Annotated in this window: 12 protein-coding genes and 1 tRNA gene; 9 read left to right on the forward strand and 4 right to left on the reverse strand. The window is 40.9% G+C overall.

Features of this window, described 5'->3' with window-relative positions:
* Positions 1-34 precede the first annotated feature (34 nt).
* Positions 35-631 carry a hypothetical protein gene (locus ACKP2L_RS01900; RefSeq protein ID WP_439425703.1) on the forward strand — a complete coding sequence of 199 codons (597 nt, stop codon included), beginning with the start codon at positions 35-37 and terminating at the stop codon, positions 629-631.
* A gap of 59 nt (positions 632-690) precedes the next feature.
* Here the strand turns inward: ACKP2L_RS01900 and topB are convergent, their stop codons facing one another.
* The 3 genes from topB to ACKP2L_RS01915 all read right to left on the reverse strand — a co-directional run bounded on the left by topB (position 691) and on the right by ACKP2L_RS01915 (position 4,814).
* Positions 691-2,832, reverse strand: a complete 2,142-nt coding sequence (gene topB, locus ACKP2L_RS01905; RefSeq protein ID WP_439425704.1) for a DNA topoisomerase III — start codon at positions 2,830-2,832, stop codon at positions 691-693.
* 228 nt (positions 2,833-3,060) lie between these two features.
* Entirely contained in the window at positions 3,061-4,449 is a 1,389-nt protein-coding gene (locus tag ACKP2L_RS01910; RefSeq protein ID WP_439425705.1) for an amino acid permease, read from the reverse strand.
* A gap of 209 nt (positions 4,450-4,658) precedes the next feature.
* Positions 4,659-4,814, reverse strand: a complete 156-nt coding sequence (locus ACKP2L_RS01915) for a putative metal homeostasis protein (RefSeq protein ID WP_439425706.1) — start codon at positions 4,812-4,814, stop codon at positions 4,659-4,661.
* Between the two features lie 182 nt (positions 4,815-4,996).
* Between ACKP2L_RS01915 and ACKP2L_RS01920 the strand changes: the two genes are divergently transcribed.
* The 7 genes from ACKP2L_RS01920 (at position 4,997) to ACKP2L_RS01950 (ending at position 15,578) form a co-directional block, all read left to right on the forward strand.
* On the forward strand, positions 4,997-5,593 hold the full coding sequence (locus ACKP2L_RS01920; protein WP_439425707.1) for a MarR family winged helix-turn-helix transcriptional regulator: 597 nt from the start codon (positions 4,997-4,999) through the stop codon (positions 5,591-5,593).
* A gap of 26 nt (positions 5,594-5,619) precedes the next feature.
* A complete protein-coding gene (locus tag ACKP2L_RS01925; protein WP_439425708.1) occupies positions 5,620-7,395 on the forward strand; it encodes an ABC transporter ATP-binding protein in 1,776 nt (591 codons plus the stop codon).
* A 192-nt stretch (positions 7,396-7,587) separates the two neighbouring features.
* Entirely contained in the window at positions 7,588-9,612 is a 2,025-nt protein-coding gene (gene uvrB / locus ACKP2L_RS01930; RefSeq protein WP_439425709.1) for an excinuclease ABC subunit UvrB, read from the forward strand.
* Between the two features lie 71 nt (positions 9,613-9,683).
* Positions 9,684-12,548, forward strand: a complete 2,865-nt coding sequence (uvrA, locus tag ACKP2L_RS01935; RefSeq protein WP_439425710.1) for an excinuclease ABC subunit UvrA — start codon at positions 9,684-9,686, stop codon at positions 12,546-12,548.
* 168 nt (positions 12,549-12,716) lie between these two features.
* Positions 12,717-14,000, forward strand: coding sequence for a solute carrier family 23 protein (locus tag ACKP2L_RS01940; RefSeq protein WP_439425711.1), 1,284 nt, complete (start codon positions 12,717-12,719; stop codon positions 13,998-14,000).
* Positions 14,001-14,070: 70 nt separating this feature from the next.
* Positions 14,071-15,027 (forward strand): Dyp-type peroxidase, encoded by a 957-nt coding sequence (locus tag ACKP2L_RS01945; protein WP_439425712.1) that lies wholly within the window; start codon positions 14,071-14,073, stop codon positions 15,025-15,027.
* A 104-nt stretch (positions 15,028-15,131) separates the two neighbouring features.
* Positions 15,132-15,578 carry a hypothetical protein gene (locus ACKP2L_RS01950; RefSeq protein WP_439425713.1) on the forward strand — a complete coding sequence of 149 codons (447 nt, stop codon included), beginning with the start codon at positions 15,132-15,134 and terminating at the stop codon, positions 15,576-15,578.
* A 255-nt stretch (positions 15,579-15,833) separates the two neighbouring features.
* Here the strand turns inward: ACKP2L_RS01950 and ACKP2L_RS01955 are convergent.
* Positions 15,834-15,906 (reverse strand) — tRNA-Arg (locus ACKP2L_RS01955).
* 179 nt (positions 15,907-16,085) lie between these two features.
* Between ACKP2L_RS01955 and gap the strand changes: the two genes are divergently transcribed.
* On the forward strand, positions 16,086-17,111 hold the full coding sequence (gene gap, locus ACKP2L_RS01960; RefSeq protein ID WP_439425714.1) for a type I glyceraldehyde-3-phosphate dehydrogenase: 1,026 nt from the start codon (positions 16,086-16,088) through the stop codon (positions 17,109-17,111).
* Positions 17,112-17,137 lie beyond the last annotated feature (26 nt).

Genomic DNA, 17,137 nt, shown 5'->3' on the forward strand with positions numbered 1-17,137 from the left:
AAAGTGATATTTTTACTAAACAAGGAGAGTTGCGGTGGTATATTCTTCGATAATTTCTTTAGCAGTAGTAATATATTTCATTTATGATCAATTTGAGTTTTCTCGTGTAACTAAGATCAGGTTCTTGTTTTTACCGCTGTTTTGTCTGTATCAATTTATTTCTAAATTAGATGCTGATAACGTTAATGATCTTTTAAGTGCTGTTTTGATATTTGTTATTGCGACGGTCATTGGTTTCTACCAGAGCTTCGGTTTTCAGTCAAAATTCATGAGGATCAAATCCGATTATTTTTTTATTGATCAGCAAGGCCGCGAAGTAAATGCTTATCGCAAAGTCTTGTATGCCAAGGGCGGAAAGAAGTATTTGATCGGCTGGATATTGATTTTTTTGATCACTTTGTTCTTGAATGGTGAATTCAATGGCGATTTGGGTATCGATAAATTGCTTCACGCATTAGTTGAAGAGATTTTGGAAGACTTATTGTTTTTTGTAAGGATAGGTAAGATAAATCATGATTGGAAAGTTTGGGAATTACTAGGCGTTGCTAACGCTGCCTACCTTGCTTTTGTCCGCTTCAGGTCGATCGATATGCGCAGTTTTTTTGCAAAGAAAAAGGTGGAAGCAGGTTGATCTGTCTTGTTTTGCGGATACCTTTAACAGCTGCCTGCTTAATTGAAGGAGCATTAGTATTAGTCAAAGATAAAACTCAACCTGCTGCCGTCTAATTTAAGCCGCGCGTCGAATTTTTTTCCTTTTTTGCTTTTAAAACCCTTTAATAATTTAGTCTGTCCCTTAGTTGCTAAGTCTTTGACAGCGATTTTACCGATAGTTTCATTGCTCCATTTTTTCGGCAAGGTAAAATCTTGGCCTGCTTTGTTTTCGATGAAGTAGAAATTTTTGCGTTCTAAAATAGTTAATTCGTTATTTTTAAATATTATGTCTGCTTGTTTTTCGATGCTTTTCTGTGACAGCAACTGCTTTTTGAGCTGATCATCATTTAACAGCTGCTGGGGAACTTCTTCGACTAATTTTTGGACGAATTTTTTGATCTGCAGCAAAAAATTTTCTTGCGTTCTTTGCGATTGACTGATCTGTTTTAAAGCTAGCTCCCACTTTGCTGTCATTTCCGGACTTGCCAGCAGGGGTTCGGATCTTATTGCTTTGCAGAGGGTGATTCCTTGCGGGCTTACATGCAGCTGATTTTTCTGGCTTAATAAATAATCACGTTTTTTCAACAATTCGATCACGTTGGCTCTAGTCGCTTCGGTGCCGATACCTTCGACGTCTTTAAGGATCGACTGTGCTTGCTCGTCATCTAAAGTCCGGCCGGCAGTTTTCATAGCGGTTATCAGCGTTCCTTCGGTGAAGGCTGCCGGGGCTGTCGTTTCTTTTTGCGGGCATTTCAGCTCAGCTTTGACTTGTTGGCCGATTTCCACTTTCGGCAAAACATTTTCGCCGTCTTCGTTTTGATCATTATTCCCCTGCTCAAAAAGCCGTTTCCAGCCCATTTTCACTGGCCGATTTCCATTAGCTTTAAAAAATGCCTTGCCGATCTCAATGCTGATCACAGTTTCTTCATATTCATAGGGCTCAGCGAACATGGCCAGAGTCGTTTTTAAAACTAGATCATAAACCTGCTGCTGCAATTTTGGCAGCTTACTCAGCCGTTCTTTGCTTGGGATGATCTTGGTCATGATAATGGCATGGTGTTCTTGAACTTTTTTGCCGTTGACATATCGTTTGTTCGGTTCTATTTGGTTCAAAGAAACTTGACCAGGTACAAGATCCAGGTATTTATGCAGATTTAAAACTAAATAATCAAATTCTTCTTCAGTTATATAATTGCAATCAGTTCTAGGATATGTCAGTAATTTAGCCTCATATAAACTTTGGGCCGCTTGCAGAATTTGGCTGGCACTGGCGTGATATTTTTTATTAACAGCACTTTGCAAACTTGAAAGCGAAAACAGCCTTGGGCTATTAGTTTTTTTGACCTGTTTTTTAACATCTTTGATCAGAGCATCTTGCTTATTTTCTTGAAGCTCCTTCTTTTTCCTAAATGCATTTAATTCTTCTTGCTTTTTAAAACGCTGATAGGGATCTAATTTTGCAGTGAATTTTCTTTGATCGGCTGAAATTTCAGCGTTTATTTCAAAATATGCTTCCGCTTTAAAGTTTTTGATCGCCTGATCTCTTTGATAGACCATGTACAGAGTTGGTGTTTGCACACGGCCAACGGAATAGACGCCGCGAATACCTTTTTTTCTTAATTCAAGTGTATATAAAGGACTGCCGTTCATACCGACCAGCCAATCGCTTATCTGACGGGTCTGTGCTTCTTGATATACAGGATAATAGTTCCAGCCGTCTTGCAAGTTTTTAAAACCGTTGATGATGGCATCTTTTTCCAGTGAATTGATCCAAAGGCGTTTTAATTTCTTTTGCTTTAGATCGATCTTGGCTTGTCTGATGATAGACCAAGCGATATTTTCACCTTCACGGTCGCTGTCGGTAGCGATGACGATCGTTTCGGCTTGGGTCAATAACTCCTTAATGATCTTAAATTGTTCTTTTTTGCCGGCTGGTACGATAAATTTATATTTTTCGGGAAATATCGGCAAATTGGAAAGCGACCATTTTTTATATTTTGAATCATATTTTTCCGGCGGTGCTAATTCGACCAAATGACCAAATGCATAAGTGACGATGGTGTCTTTGGGTAAAACAGGGTCATTAACTATATAGTGGCCCTGTTTTTTGACACTTTTAGCAAAAGCTTCTAAATAGGCTCGTGCTTGACTTGGTTTTTCTGCTAAAACGACAGTTGACATTAAAAATTCCTTATTTTCCGGCAAACGGTATCGATATTCTTGCTGCTAATTATATAGTAGGAAGTTATAAAAGATGTTTCTATTACACATTAAACCATTTTTGACTTGCTTTGCCGGCTGATAAAGAGCTGATATAAAAAACAGCCAACGGTCTGGCTGTTCTTGCTATCTTTTATTTCTAAGAAAATTAAATATTTTTATTTAACTAGGCAACTAGTCTCTCTATGATCAAACGTTTGATGGCACCAGTTTCTTTTGACGGAAGTATTCCAAGCCTCCAAAGACCAAAGTCCAAACGATCGCGCCGATCGCGCCGATGATATCTTCAGGAATGAAGAACAGGCTTATAAAAATTATACCGAAGAACATGATCGTTAGGGGGCTGGCGACTTTGTAGGCCGGCATCAAAAATCCATTCGGCAGAAAATCACTTGATGCACGATATTTTCTATGTGCCAGCATCGCTAGGGTGTAAACGATGATATACATATCGCTGGAGACGCCTGTCACGATCGTAAATACGGAACTAACGGCAGTTGTTAAGCTCATCAGCGGTGTTACTAAAACGAGGATCGCTGAAAAAATGATCGCTGCGGCAGGGACACCGTTTTTTGAAATTTTTGCAAATGTCTTGTGCATCCAGCTGTTTTCCGGGACCTCGGTGGCTAACTGATAAAAATGTCTGCCGGCTGAAAAAATGCAGCTATTGAGTGATGATGCGGCAGAAGTCAAAACAACGAAATTTATCGTAGCTGCAGCCGCTGGAAAACCTGCTAATCTGAAAACTTGGACGAAAGGACTGCTGTCGGGCGATAATGAGGTCCAGGGTATTATACCCATGATGACGATCAAGGCACCGATATAAAATAGCAATATCCGAAATAAAGTTTCGTTGACTGCTTTTTTAATGACGGCATGGGGTGTTTTTGCCTCGCCGATGGTGATGCTGACAAACTCTATTCCTTGAAAAGCAAAGAAAACCATTGGGAAAGCGGAAACGAAATTAAAACCGCCGCGGGGAAACAAAGTATAATTATGAAAAATGTTTGACAACGACGCGTGTCCCAGCGGGGTGACCGAGTGGCTGGTCATCATAAAAATACCAGTCACGATCATTGCTAATATAGCGACGATCTTGATCATCGCAAACCAAAATTCTGCTTCGCCAAACAAGCGAGCTGCAATCAAATTTACCCCGGCTAAGACGACCAAAAAAATTATTTCTACGATCCAAGAAGGGAAGGTGGGGAACCAGTATCTGACATAAGACGCAACAGCGGTTAATTCCGCCATGCAGACAAAGACCAAACCGATCCAATATGTCCAGCCGGTAAAATGTCCGACAGTTGGACCCAGGTACCGTGAGATAAACGAAACAAAAGTGTGTTGAGATGGATCGGAATAAAACATTTCACCGATCGCACGCATCATCAAAAAGAAAAACAAGCCTAATACTAAATAGACTATCAAGATCGAAGGACCGGTCCTGCTGATGGTACTGCCGGATCCTAAGAATAGTCCGGTACCGATCGTACCGCCGATCGCGATCATTTGAACGTGGCGGTTGCTGAGAGCTCGCCGCGTTCCATCTTTATTTTTTGCAATTCCAGACTTCATAACAGACCTCCTAAAATAAGAGATAGATAAGCTAGCTGCCTTAAATAGCTCTTATTTAAGATAGGTTATATGTGCCTTTTATACGTTTGTTCATTTTTATGTCAGATTATTTGACATTTTTTATAACTTTTTTTAATTGGTTAACGGTTTTAAAAAGATATTTTTTAAAATATTTATACTCTTTGTTTATTTATGTTATTGGTCGTCGATCACTGTCCCTTTATATTCAAAAGTTCCTTCATTTGAATATTTTTTAATGCTTGCTGGCGTTTATATTCTCTGATTATTTTCAGGGCTCTTTTTCTTGTTTTTATATTTGGTTTTTTTAATCTTCTATAGGCACTGGATAGATCTGTTTTTTCCATTAAAATAAACTCCTTCTTTACTAAATAGTAATAATTACTATTTAGTAAAGAATAAACTATGAAATATCGTCTGTCAATTTTGTTGATATGCAAATATTTAGTTATTTGTCGTTTAAACTAAATAAATCGGTTATAATTATTTTGTTAAATTTATTTATAACTAACTAAATGATGGAGGAACGATGGACGACCGACAAGTTTTCGAAGAATTTACACAGTTATTTCACCAGCCGGCGATATGGTTGACGGCGCGAATATTATATGGCCATCCGCATGAGCGACCTGATAATAGTCGACGTCTTTTAAGGATATTGGCAGAAACGAAAAATGATTTGACTGCCGGCACCATTGCAGAACTTTTGGATATCAAACCGGCTTCAGTCACGCAGATCATAAGGAAATTGGAAAAAAATAATTATATTTTAAGGATCAAGGATCAATATGATGCTCGGATAACCCGTTTAAAAATAACTTCTGAAGGTCTGGATCATCTAAACAAAATAGACCATGATCGTCAGGATTTTCGATCCAAAATGTTTGACATTTTTAGCGAAGATGAGTTGGATCGATTGGGGAAAAGTTTGCATAAGCTGAATCAACATGTTTCTTCACCTGATTTTATTAATTCGACTCGATCAAACCTTGATCAAGGCGAGCAAATGATATTTGATCATTTGCTGGAACACCATTTCACTGCCGGCGATCATTTTGGCGATGAGAGATTTATGAATTTTTTGCGGAACCGCCATCGAAATGGTGATCGGCACCACGGGTTTTAAAAAAGCAGATCTTAGGAGGATAGTCGATGGCACTATCGTTAAAAATAAAAAATCGGCGACGAAATAAAGCCAGCGTATCGGGAATGTGGGGCATCATTAAAAGAGCTAAACCGCAATATCGCTGGATGGTATCAGGACTTCTTTTTTCTATTATCGGTGTATTTTTTAATTTATTGACACCAAGGGTCGCCGGTCAACTTATAAATTCTTTTAGCGGCAGGAATATAAGTCAGGTCCGGCTTGATGGAAATTTAGTTATGCTCGTGTTTGCACTATTTATCGGCGGAGCTGTCGTTTCAGCATTCGGCAGTTTTTTGACAGGGGTCGCCGGTGAACAGCTGGTGGCCAATCTGCGCAAGATCGTTTGGCAGAAGTTAATATCCTTTAAGATAGCTTATTTTGACAGAGTGAAATCAGGGGAAACGACTTCGCGCCTTACCAGTGATACTGCTCAGGTAAAAACTTTGGTCGCTAATTCGCTGCCGGGTTTTTTGACCAGCATGATTTCGATGATCGGTGCTGTCATTTTGATGTTCACCACTGATTGGCATATGGCGGTCTGGATCTTTCTCGCTGTTCCAGTGACGATCTTATTGGTTACACCGGTTTTTGTATTTGGTTCTCGAGTCGGCAGAGCTACGCAGGACGCAATGGCTGAATTTACTGGATCTTCACAAGAGACCCTGGCGGAAATGCGTTTGGTAAAATCATCTGATGCTGAGAATTTTTCTTTACACCGGGGTTTTTCGCAAATAGAAAAATTGTTTAAATTCGGTCGTCGCGAAGCGATCGTCGATGGAGTCATGGGTCCGATCATGACGATGGTCATGATGGGGTTATTTGTCTTGATTTTAGTTGTTGGTTCTTTGCGTGTTGCAAGAGGCGAATCAACGATCGGGACTTTGTTCAGCTTTATCATGTATATGTTTCAGATCATGCCTGCATTAGTCAGTATCGGCACTTTTGGTTCTACTTTTGCGAAAACTCAAGGGGCGACAAAACGTTTGATCGACTTGCTGGCTGAACCGGTCGAGCAGATCGATCAAGGCCAAGATGTTGATCTTCAAGGAAAAACTTTAGCTGCCGAAAATGTAGACTTTGCATATGAAAAAGGGAAACCGATCTTACAAGGCATATCATTTTCTGCAAAACCAAATTCGATCGTTGCTTTTGCTGGTCCTTCCGGTGGCGGCAAAACGACGATCTTCCAGCTGCTTGAACGGTTTTATGATCCGACTAGTGGCTATATAAAGATCGGTGATGATAATATCGAAGATATTTCCTTGAAATCATGGCGTTCGCAAATTGGTTTTGTTTCACAAGATTCTGCGATCATGGCCGGCACTATTCGCGAAAATCTAACTTATGGTTTGGATGGAAAATATTCCGATGAAGATCTTTGGCGGGTTTTGCGATTAGCTTTCGCTGATGGCTTCGTTAAAAATTTACCAGAACGATTAGATACTCAAGTCGGTGAACGCGGTGTAAAAGTTTCCGGAGGTCAAAGACAACGTTTGGCGATCGCGCGAGCCTTCTTGAGAGATCCGAAAATATTGATGTTGGACGAAGCGACCGCCAGTTTGGATTCTGAATCAGAAGCAATGGTGCAGAAAGCTCTTGAACAGCTGATGAAAAATCGAACGACCTTGGTCATCGCACATAGGCTGTCAACGATCGTCGATGCTGACCAGATATACTTCATCGAAAAAGGCCGGGTCACCGGCGCTGGAAAGCATCAAGAGTTGATCAAAAATCATAAACTTTATGCTCGATATGTTTCAGAACAAATGGTTGCTCGATAAGCAGCAAAATAGCTTGCTGTTAACGAACAAACGTAAATACCAACTGAACATTGCATAATAAAAACCTACCAACATTAAAATTGGTAGGTTTTTATTATGCAATCAAACTGTATCTTTAAAATTCCTGGAACTATTTTTATTTTTATTGAGCAAAAATTCGACCCCGCTTACTTTAAATGAGATAATTGAACTATGGAATTAGAAACACGTTTGCCAGGAAAATTCAAATTACATAGTCAGTATCAGGCGACAGGAGATCAGCCTCAAGCTATCAGACAGCTTGTAAGCGGTATTAATCGCGGCGTTAAGGAACAGATCTTGCTGGGTGCTACCGGGACCGGCAAAACTTTTACTATTTCCAACGTCATTGCTTCGGTCAATAAACCAACGCTGATACTATCTCATAACAAGACTTTGGCTGGTCAGCTTTATAGTGAAATGAAAAGCTTTTTCCCGGAAAATGCGGTCGAGTATTTTGTTTCCTACTATGACTACTATCAACCGGAAGCCTATGTACCTTCTTCAGATACTTATATTGAAAAAGATGCCAGCATCAATGATGAAATAGATAAACTGCGCAATAGTGCTACCAGCAGTTTGCTTTCGCGCAACGATACGATAGTTGTGGCTTCGGTTTCTTCTATCTTCGGCTTAGGTGATCCGCATCAATATAAGGATCATGTGATCAGTTTGAGAGTCGGCGATGAATTTGGGCGCGATAATCTTATGCGCCGCTTGATAGATATCCAGTATGTTAGAAATGATATCGACTTTTCGCGCGGCACTTTTCGTGTTCGCGGCGATGTCGTAGAGATCTTTCCGGCTTCTGAAGACGAAAAAGCTATCCGTATAGAATTCTTCGGTGATGAGATCGACCGGATCCGCGAGATAAACTCTCTGACTGGCGAAGTTATGCTTGATGATGATTTTATCTCGATTTTCCCGGCTAAACATTTCATGACCAATGATGATATTTTGAAAAGAGCCACCGATGGTATCCGTCTAGAGATGGAAGAGCAGGTCAAAAAGTTCGAGCAGCAGGGCAAGCTTTTAGAGGCGCAGCGCATCAAGCAGAGGACTGAATACGATATCGAGATGCTTTTGGAAATGGGTTATACCAACGGTATTGAAAATTATTCTCGCTGGATGGACGGCCGCAAACAAGGCGAGCCCCCTTTTACCTTGCTTGATTTCTTTCCTAAAGATTTCTTGCTGGTCGTCGACGAGAGCCATGTCACGATGCCTCAGGTACGGGGGATGTATAACGGTGATCGTGCCCGTAAGCAGACTTTAGTCGATTATGGTTTCCGCTTGCCGTCAGCCTTAGATAATCGTCCTTTAAAATTACCGGAATTTGAAAAACATATTAACCAAGTCGTTTATATGTCAGCGACTCCTGGTGATTACGAATTAGCCAGAGTATCATCGGAAAACGTGGCTGAACAAATAATCAGGCCGACAGGTCTTCTTGATCCTGAAATAGAAGTAAGACCGATCATGGGACAGATCGACGATCTTCTTGGCGAGATCAATAAGCGTACGGAAAAAAATGAACGAGTTTTCGTTACTACTTTAACCAAGAAGATGTCAGAAGATCTGACTTCTTATTTAAGGGAAAATGGTATTAAAGTCAGGTATCTGCACAGTGATATCAAGACTTTGGAGCGAACAGAGATCATTCGCGATCTTCGTTTGGGAAAATTTGACGTATTGGTCGGTATCAACTTGTTAAGAGAAGGTCTTGACGTACCGGAAGTTAGTCTTGTCGCAATTTTGGACGCTGATAAAGATGGATTTTTGCGCAATGAACGATCATTGATCCAGACTATTGGGCGTGCTGCACGTAATTCTAATGGTCATGTGATCATGTATGGCGACAGGATCACGGATAACATGCAAAAAGCGATCGATGAAACTGCGCGCCGCCGTCAGATCCAGATCAAGTATAATCAGGAACACGGCATCACACCGACAACGATCAAAAAACCGGTCAGAGCAGCTATTCAGATATCCCACCAAGCCGATAGCGAAGATGATAAATCGATGGATCTGACCAAAGTTGCCTTTTCCGATATGCCTAAAAGCGATCAGCGCGACATGATCAAAAGCTTGACTGAACAAATGAAATCGGCAGCCAAAAAAATGGAGTTCGAAGAAGCTGCTCAATTGCGTGATATGATCATTGAATTCAAAGCAAAAATGAAAAAAGAAGCCTAAAAATTGGATAATTTTAAAATACGAACGTTAGTTCGTATTTTTTGTTATAAAAAGTTTTAAAATAGCTTTATATGGCAAAAAAATACATTTCTATTCGCGGCGCCCGTTCGCATAATCTTAAAAATGTTGACGTAGATATTCCGCGAGATAGTCTAACGGTCTTGACCGGTTTATCAGGTTCCGGAAAATCTAGTTTGGCTTTTGATACACTTTATGCCGAAGGCCAGCGGCGTTATGTTCAAAGCTTATCGGCTTATGCGCGGCAATTTTTGGGTCAAATGGAAAAGCCGGACGTCGATTCGATCGAAGGACTGTCTCCGGCTATTTCCATCGATCAAAAAACTACTAATAATAATCCTCGATCGACTGTTGGTACGGTAACCGAGATCAACGATTATTTGCGCTTGCTTTTTGCGCGTATCGGTCGTCCTGATCAGCCGAATGACGGCACGATCGTTTTGTATACCATAGATCAAATGGTCGAACGAGCTTTGAAATTCGGGGACGGGGCAAGGCTGCAAATTTTTGCACCGATCATCGAAAATCAAGCCGGAACACACCAACAAGCCTTGAACAAGGCAAAGAAACTCGGCTACATCAGAGCAAGGATAGATGGCCGGCTGGTTGAATTAGATGATACTCAGGATCTAAAACTGGATCGGGAGACAAAACATACGATCGAAATAATGATCGACCGAATAATTTTAAAAAGCGGTGTTCGTTCGCGTTTGTTCGATGCGATCGAATCAGCTGCTCAAATTGCCGGCGGCCAAGTCATCGTTGAAGAATTACATGGCCGAAAAGAAAAATATTCTGATCATTATTCAGGTCTTTTAAAAGATTATCGAATCGGTCGTTTGGAACCGCGTTTATTTTCTTTCAATGCTCCGATGGGTGCTTGCGAACTTTGCCAGGGATTAGGTGTATTGCGAAAAGTAGATCCGGATCTGGTCGTGCCGAATAAAGACCTGACCTTGCGCCAGGGGGCGGTCGCACCTTGGAACCCGATCTCTTCTAATTATTATCCGCAGATGCTTGCTCAGTTTTGTCAACAGAATGATATCGATCTTGATACTCCTTGGCATAAGCTGCCGAAGGGACAGCAAAACAGGATCTTAAACGGTTACAGCAAAAAGAAATTTCACTTTCATTATGAAAATGAATTCGGCGGCGTTCGCGATACAGACATTCCTTTCGAAGGCGTCTTGAATAATATCGAGAGGCGTTTTAACGACTCTAATTCTGAATTTACCCGTCAAGTCATGGCCCAGTATATGTCGGAAAATACTTGTCCGGCATGTCATGGTTTCCGTCTTAATCCAGCTGCTCTGTCAGTCAAGATAAAACATAAGCATATCGGCCAAGTCGTCGATATGGCGGTCGTTGATGAATTAGCTTTTTTTAAGAGTCTGCAATTAGGTCCCAATGATCAAGAAGTTGCTGCACCGATCGTTAAAGAAGTTGCTGACCGGCTTGGCTTTTTGGTATCAGTTGGTCTTGGCTATCTTACTTTAAGCCGTTCTGCCGGCACGCTTTCTGGCGGCGAAAGCCAGCGGATCAGATTGGCGACCCAGATCGGTTCTAATTTATCAGGAGTTTTATATGTGTTAGATGAGCCTTCGATCGGCCTGCACCAGCGTGATAATGATATGCTGCTCGATTCTCTGAAAAAAATGCGCGATCTTGGTAATACTTTAGTCGTTGTCGAACATGATGAAGATACTATGAGAGCGGCTGATTATTTGATCGATTTCGGTCCCGGCGCTGGTGAGAACGGCGGTCAGGTCATGGCAGCCGGTACCCCAAAACAAGTCGAAAGAAACCGTCATTCTATCACAGGACAGTATCTGTCCGGCAAAAAGTTTATTCCTGTTCCAGAAAAGCGCAGTCGCGGTAATGGCCAGTTTGTCGAGATAACCGGAGCAGCTGAGAACAATTTGAAAAATATCAAGGTTAAATTCCCTTTGGGAGAATTCATAGCTGTGACCGGTGTTTCCGGTTCCGGCAAATCGACCTTGGTCAATTCCATTTTAAAAACCGCGTTAAAGCAAAAATTAAACGGCAATTCACAGCGTCCGGGCAAATATAAAACTATCACCGGCTACGAAAATATCGAAAAGATCATCGATATCGATCAATCGCCGATCGGGCGGACACCGCGGTCTAATCCGGCAACTTATACCGGTGTTTTTGATGATATTCGCGGTCTGTTCGCACAAACGAATGAGGCGAAAATGCGCGGTTACAGTAAAGGACGCTTTTCTTTCAACGTTAAAGGCGGGCGCTGTGAAAATTGTCAGGGAGACGGTATCATCAAAATCGAAATGAATTTTTTGCCTGATGTTTATGTTACTTGTGAAGTCTGCAATGGTACTCGTTATAATTCCGAAACTTTAGAAGTGACCTATAAAGGCAAAAATATCGCTGATGTATTGAATATGACAGTTGACGAAGCTTTGCCTTTCTTCGCTGCTATTCCTAAAATAGCGCGCAAGCTTCAAACGATCCAAGATGTCGGTTTGGGTTATGTTCGCCTTGGCCAATCAGCAACGACTCTTTCAGGCGGGGAAGCGCAGCGTATGAAATTGGCCAGTGAATTGCACCGTTTGCAATCTGGCAAGAATTTTTATATTTTAGATGAACCGACCACCGGCCTGCATACTGATGATATAAAACGCCTGCTTGCTGTTCTTCACCGCTTGGTTGAAGCCGGCAATACTGTTTTGGTCATCGAACACAATTTAGATGTTATTAAAACTGCTGATTGGGTCATCGATCTTGGTCCGGAAGGCGGTGACGGCGGCGGATCAGTTGTTGCTGCAGGCACTCCGGAACATATTGCGGATGTCAAAGAATCGTATACTGGGCAGTACTTAGGTCCGATCATGCAGCGTGATCGCCAAAGAGCAGCTGAAAAAGCTTTATCGAATAACTAAAAAAATGAAAAATTTGCTTGACTTTGTTTGTTTATCCTGCTTTAATTATGAGCAGTGCAAAGATGCAGAAAACAAGATCTAAACGATTTCAACGCGATCACTACTCGCTAAGGCGAGCGGTGGTTGCGTTTTTTCTTATTCAGCACATTTTTGAAGAGGAGATTAAAAATGAAAGAAAGAAATGCGAATGGTTCTATCTATGACCTGCACCAGCGGCCGCCGTTTGTTTCGATGCTGGGTCTGAGTTTTCAACATTTATTCAGTATGTTTGGTGCAACTGTGCTGGTGCCTTTATTAGTCGGCTTAAATCCAGGAGTTGCCATTTTCTCGTCTGGTGTTGGTACTTTATTGCATATGCTGATAACGCGAGGAAAGATCCCGGCATACATGGGTTCTAGTTTTGCTTTCATCATCCCAATGACGAGCTTGATGAAATCTTTTGGTTATCCGGCAGTTGCACAAGGTGTTTTCTCAGTCGGTCTTGTTTATTTGATCGTCGCTTTGATCGTTTCGCGATTTGGTTCTAATTGGATCGCTAAAGTTTTTCCGCCGGAAGTCGTTGGCCCGATCGTAATGGTCATTGGTCTTTCATTAGCGGGATCAGCTGCAACCAACGCAACTATCAATTCAGTTACTCACCATTTTGATCTGCGGATCTTTACAGTGGCACTTTTAACATTACTTGCAACGATCGCTTATAACATGTTTTTAAAGGGATTTTTCGGAATGATCCCGGTTCTGCTGGGCATAATCACAGGTTATGTTTTGGCTGTTTTATTTGGATTAGTCGACTTTCAGCCGGTTATGGCAGCTCATTGGTTCGCATTGCCAAATTTCAACTCTCTTTTTGAGAGCCCGCGTTTTTATCCCACGGCCGTCCTCAGCATGGCTCCTTTGGCCTTAGTCACGATTTCTGAACATTTAGGTCACATCATGGTTTTAGACAAAATAACCGGTAAAAATTTCTTTAAAGATCCTGGTCTTCATAAGACTTTAACCGGAGACGGTACTGCTTCGATCGCTGCATCTTTGGTCGGCGGCCCGGCTGTAACTTCTTATGGCGAAAATATCGGTGTTATGCAAATGAGTAAAGTTTATTCAGTTTGGGTCATTGGAGGAGCAGCGGTTTTGGCTGTTGTTCTCAGTTTTATTGGCAAACTTTCCGCTTTGATCCAGACGGTTCCCGGAGCAGTTATCGGCGGCGTTGGTTTTATGCTTTATGGGGTTATCGCTGCTGCCGGTTTGCAAATAATCGTTGATAATAAGATCGATTATTCGAAAAAAAGGAATTTGATGATCGCTGCACCGATTCTGGTTATCGGAATCGGCAATTACAGCTTGCAGTTGACGATTCATGGTATCGATCTAAGTTTTACTGGGGTTGCATTAGCGACCGTATTGGGTATTTTGCTTAATTTAATTTTGCCGAAACAAGCGGCTTCGGAAAAATAATTTAATTATCGACTTGCTTATAAGTGATTTTTTTTGTTAATTTAATTGGGTAAGGGATCAAGGAGGAAAAATGATGATCGACCCTAGTAAAGCCCAAGATGTTTGGAAAGATATCGGTACTAATGTTCAATTTACCGTTTTAAAATTAAAAAGAGAAGATCGAAAAAAAGATCAAGAAACGATCGCTGAATTTGCAGATCGTTCTCAAGCGATCATTCGCTCTTTGCGGATTCGCGATGCTCAGCCAAACGGAGATTCTAATCTGAAAGTTGCCTTCGGTTTTAGCCGCAGTGCCTGGGATTACCTTTTTCCTGATGCACCGGTTCCTAAAGAACTGGAGACCTATCAAGGTTCAAAGGGACCTGAATATTCAATGCCTGCTACTGAAGGCGATTTATTCTTTCATATTCGCGCCGGTGATGAAGCAGTCGTTTATGAAACACAGACACAATTTCGTCGGTTTTTAAAGGATATTACAGAGGTCGTTGATGAGACAAAGGGCTTCCGCTACTTTGAAGGGCGAGCCATTATTGGTTTTATCGATGGTACGGAGGCGCCTGCTCCGGAAGATGCTGCTGACTATGCTTTAGTAGGGGATGAAGATCCGGAATTTACTAATGGATCTTATGCATTTGCGCAAAAATGGATCCATGATATGGATTTTTGGAATCAATTGAAGACTGAAGAACAAGAGAAAGCTGTCGGCAGAGAAAAATTCAGTGATCTCGAGCTGGAAGATCAGGAAAAATATAAAAACGCACACAACGTTAGTTCAAAAATTGAATTGAACGGTGAAGAACAAAAAATAATTCGCATGAACGTACCTTTTTCTGATCCTGCTTCCGGGAAGACCGGAACCTATTTTATGGGCTACGCTCGTCACTGGCAGGTAACTAAATTAATGCTGGAACAAATGGTCGGTACATCTGATTATCTATTAACTTTTTCTCAAATATTATCCGGGCAGTTGTTTTTCATTCCTTCGCGAGATCTGCTTGAAAAAATCGCCGCTGGTGAGTTCAAATAAAAAATGTTGCGTAAGAAACTGCTAAAAGGCGGTTTTTTTATTTGACCTTCCAATGCTTGATGCTGTACTATTTAATGTAGTACAGAGTAAAGGAGATAGTATTGATGTTTAAAAAGCGCAGTGGATTTTTATTGGCTATTTTATTAGTTGCGGTCGCTGTTTTATCATTATCCTTCTTTGCTTTTCGACAGGAACAAGCCAGCCTAAGACGCTGCAATAATGTCGTTCGCAGGTTGAAAAAGGGCTCGCCATGGAGCCTGAGCTCGTCAAACGAATTTCCCAAACAAAAAGCTTTTTTTAAAAAAGATCGCGTTTTTCTAAATTATCATCGCAATCTTAATAATTATCAATGTTATAATTCGCAAGCTTTTAAATATAAAATAAGTTTTAAAAAAAATAATTTTATATTTTCTTTGATCGACGAAGGCAGCGATCCCCAGACCAAAAAATTTATAATCAAGTCTTTTTCAAAGAATGGCTATATTCTATCTCCGGTCAATCAATTAGCTAGACAAGTATATGGTCGGATCATAATGCAGCGAGTAGACTAAACAAAAGAGCATCCGACCATCAACGCCATCGATTGATTTATTAGATTCATTTAGTTTTAACCCTGATCTTGTTTCATTGACCAATGATACTAATAATAATATTTTTAATTACCAAAACAGATGACTGCTGTCTTTTTTGGACATATACAGTATCCGCCGCTAAATATTATCTGATTTAGTATTTTTTATTTCGGGATTTTTTTGCTTAATTCGCCACATAATAGGCTTAAAAGACCCATATGTCAACAATTAAAATGCGCAAGGAGGGAATCGAACCCTCATCTCAGGAACCGGAATCCTACGTGATGATCCATTACACTACTCGCGCAAAACCAAATACTATTATACAAGAAAGCCGTACTTTATTTGTTTTTTTGTTGAAGATAAAACAAAATAAAAAATTCACTAACTGCTAAGAGTGTCTGCTTTCGTCAGAAAACCAGTGGTATACTGGTAGAGGACGATATCCAATATTTGATTAGATTCTAGAAAGAGGAGAAAATTTCCATGACTGTAAAGATTGGTATTAATGGATTTGGACGGATCGGCCGTTTGGCATTTCGTCGAATCTTAGCATTACAAGATAAAGCTTCTGACATTGAGGTCGTTGCCATCAATGATTTGACTACTCCTTCAATGCTCGCATATTTGCTTAAGTATGATACCACTCATGGTACTTTGGACGCTGATGTTTCAGCTGATGATGAGACTTCTACCCTTACTGTAAATGGTAAAGATTACCACATTTATTCTGAAAGAGATGCTCGTAACCTTCCTTGGGTTAAGAATGATGGAGTTGAATACGTACTTGAGTGTACTGGATTCTACACTTCTAAAGAAAAGTCACAGGCACATATCGATGCCGGTGCAAAGCGTGTGCTTATTTCTGCACCAGCTGGAAATATTCCTACGATCGTTTATGGTGTTAACCAAGACGTTTTGAAGCCGGAAGACACTATCGTTTCTGCTGGTTCTTGCACGACTCAGTCATTGGCACCAATGGCTCGTCTGTTACAAGATAAGTTTGGTGTTGAAGCTGGAACTATGACAACTGTTCATGCTTACACTTCTACTCAGATGATCCTTGATGGACCTCGCGGTTCTAAGAAGCGCAACAACCGTACTGCTGCTGCGAACACTATTCCTCACAGCTCTGGTGCTGCCAAGGCTATCGGTTTGGTCGTTCCTGAAGTTGATGGCAAGATGAATGGTCATGCTCAGCGTGTTGCTGTTATCGATGGTTCTGTTACTGAATTAGTAAGTATCCTTTCTAAGAAGGTTACTGAAGATGAAGTTAACGAAGCCTTCAAGGAATACACTAAGGACAACGAAAGCTTTGGCTGGAATGACGATGAGATCGTATCATCTGATATTATCAACGATACTCATGGAGCTGTCTTTGACCCAACTCAAACTCAGATCGTTACCGGCGGAGATCATCAATTAGTTAAGACTGTTTCTTGGTATGATAACGAGAACGGTTTTACTTGCAACATGATCCGTACCCTTTTGTACTTTGCTAAGTTAGACTGATAGAATTCAAAATCTGTCTATATAAA

The sequence above is a fragment of the Oenococcus alcoholitolerans genome, assembly GCF_051852995.1.
Classification (GTDB): Bacteria; Bacillota; Bacilli; order Lactobacillales; family Lactobacillaceae; genus Oenococcus; species Oenococcus alcoholitolerans.

Excerpts from the sequence above, each read along its gene's own strand:
- ACKP2L_RS01950 (WP_439425713.1), top strand. The coding sequence starts at position 15,132 with ATGTTTAAAAAGCGCAGTGGATTTTTATTGGCTATTTTATTAGTTGCG.
- uvrA (WP_439425710.1), top strand. The coding sequence starts at position 9,684 with ATGGCAAAAAAATACATTTCTATTCGCGGCGCCCGTTCGCATAATCTT.
- ACKP2L_RS01915 (WP_439425706.1), bottom strand. The coding sequence starts at position 4,814 with ATGGAAAAAACAGATCTATCCAGTGCCTATAGAAGATTAAAAAAACCA.
- ACKP2L_RS01940 (WP_439425711.1), top strand. The coding sequence starts at position 12,717 with ATGAAAGAAAGAAATGCGAATGGTTCTATCTATGACCTGCACCAGCGG.
- topB (WP_439425704.1), bottom strand. The coding sequence starts at position 2,832 with ATGTCAACTGTCGTTTTAGCAGAAAAACCAAGTCAAGCACGAGCCTAT.
- ACKP2L_RS01920 (WP_439425707.1), top strand. The coding sequence starts at position 4,997 with ATGGACGACCGACAAGTTTTCGAAGAATTTACACAGTTATTTCACCAG.
- gap (WP_439425714.1), top strand. The coding sequence starts at position 16,086 with ATGACTGTAAAGATTGGTATTAATGGATTTGGACGGATCGGCCGTTTG.
- ACKP2L_RS01910 (WP_439425705.1), bottom strand. The coding sequence starts at position 4,449 with ATGAAGTCTGGAATTGCAAAAAATAAAGATGGAACGCGGCGAGCTCTC.
- uvrB (WP_439425709.1), top strand. The coding sequence starts at position 7,588 with ATGGAATTAGAAACACGTTTGCCAGGAAAATTCAAATTACATAGTCAG.
- ACKP2L_RS01925 (WP_439425708.1), top strand. The coding sequence starts at position 5,620 with ATGGCACTATCGTTAAAAATAAAAAATCGGCGACGAAATAAAGCCAGC.
- ACKP2L_RS01945 (WP_439425712.1), top strand. The coding sequence starts at position 14,071 with ATGATGATCGACCCTAGTAAAGCCCAAGATGTTTGGAAAGATATCGGT.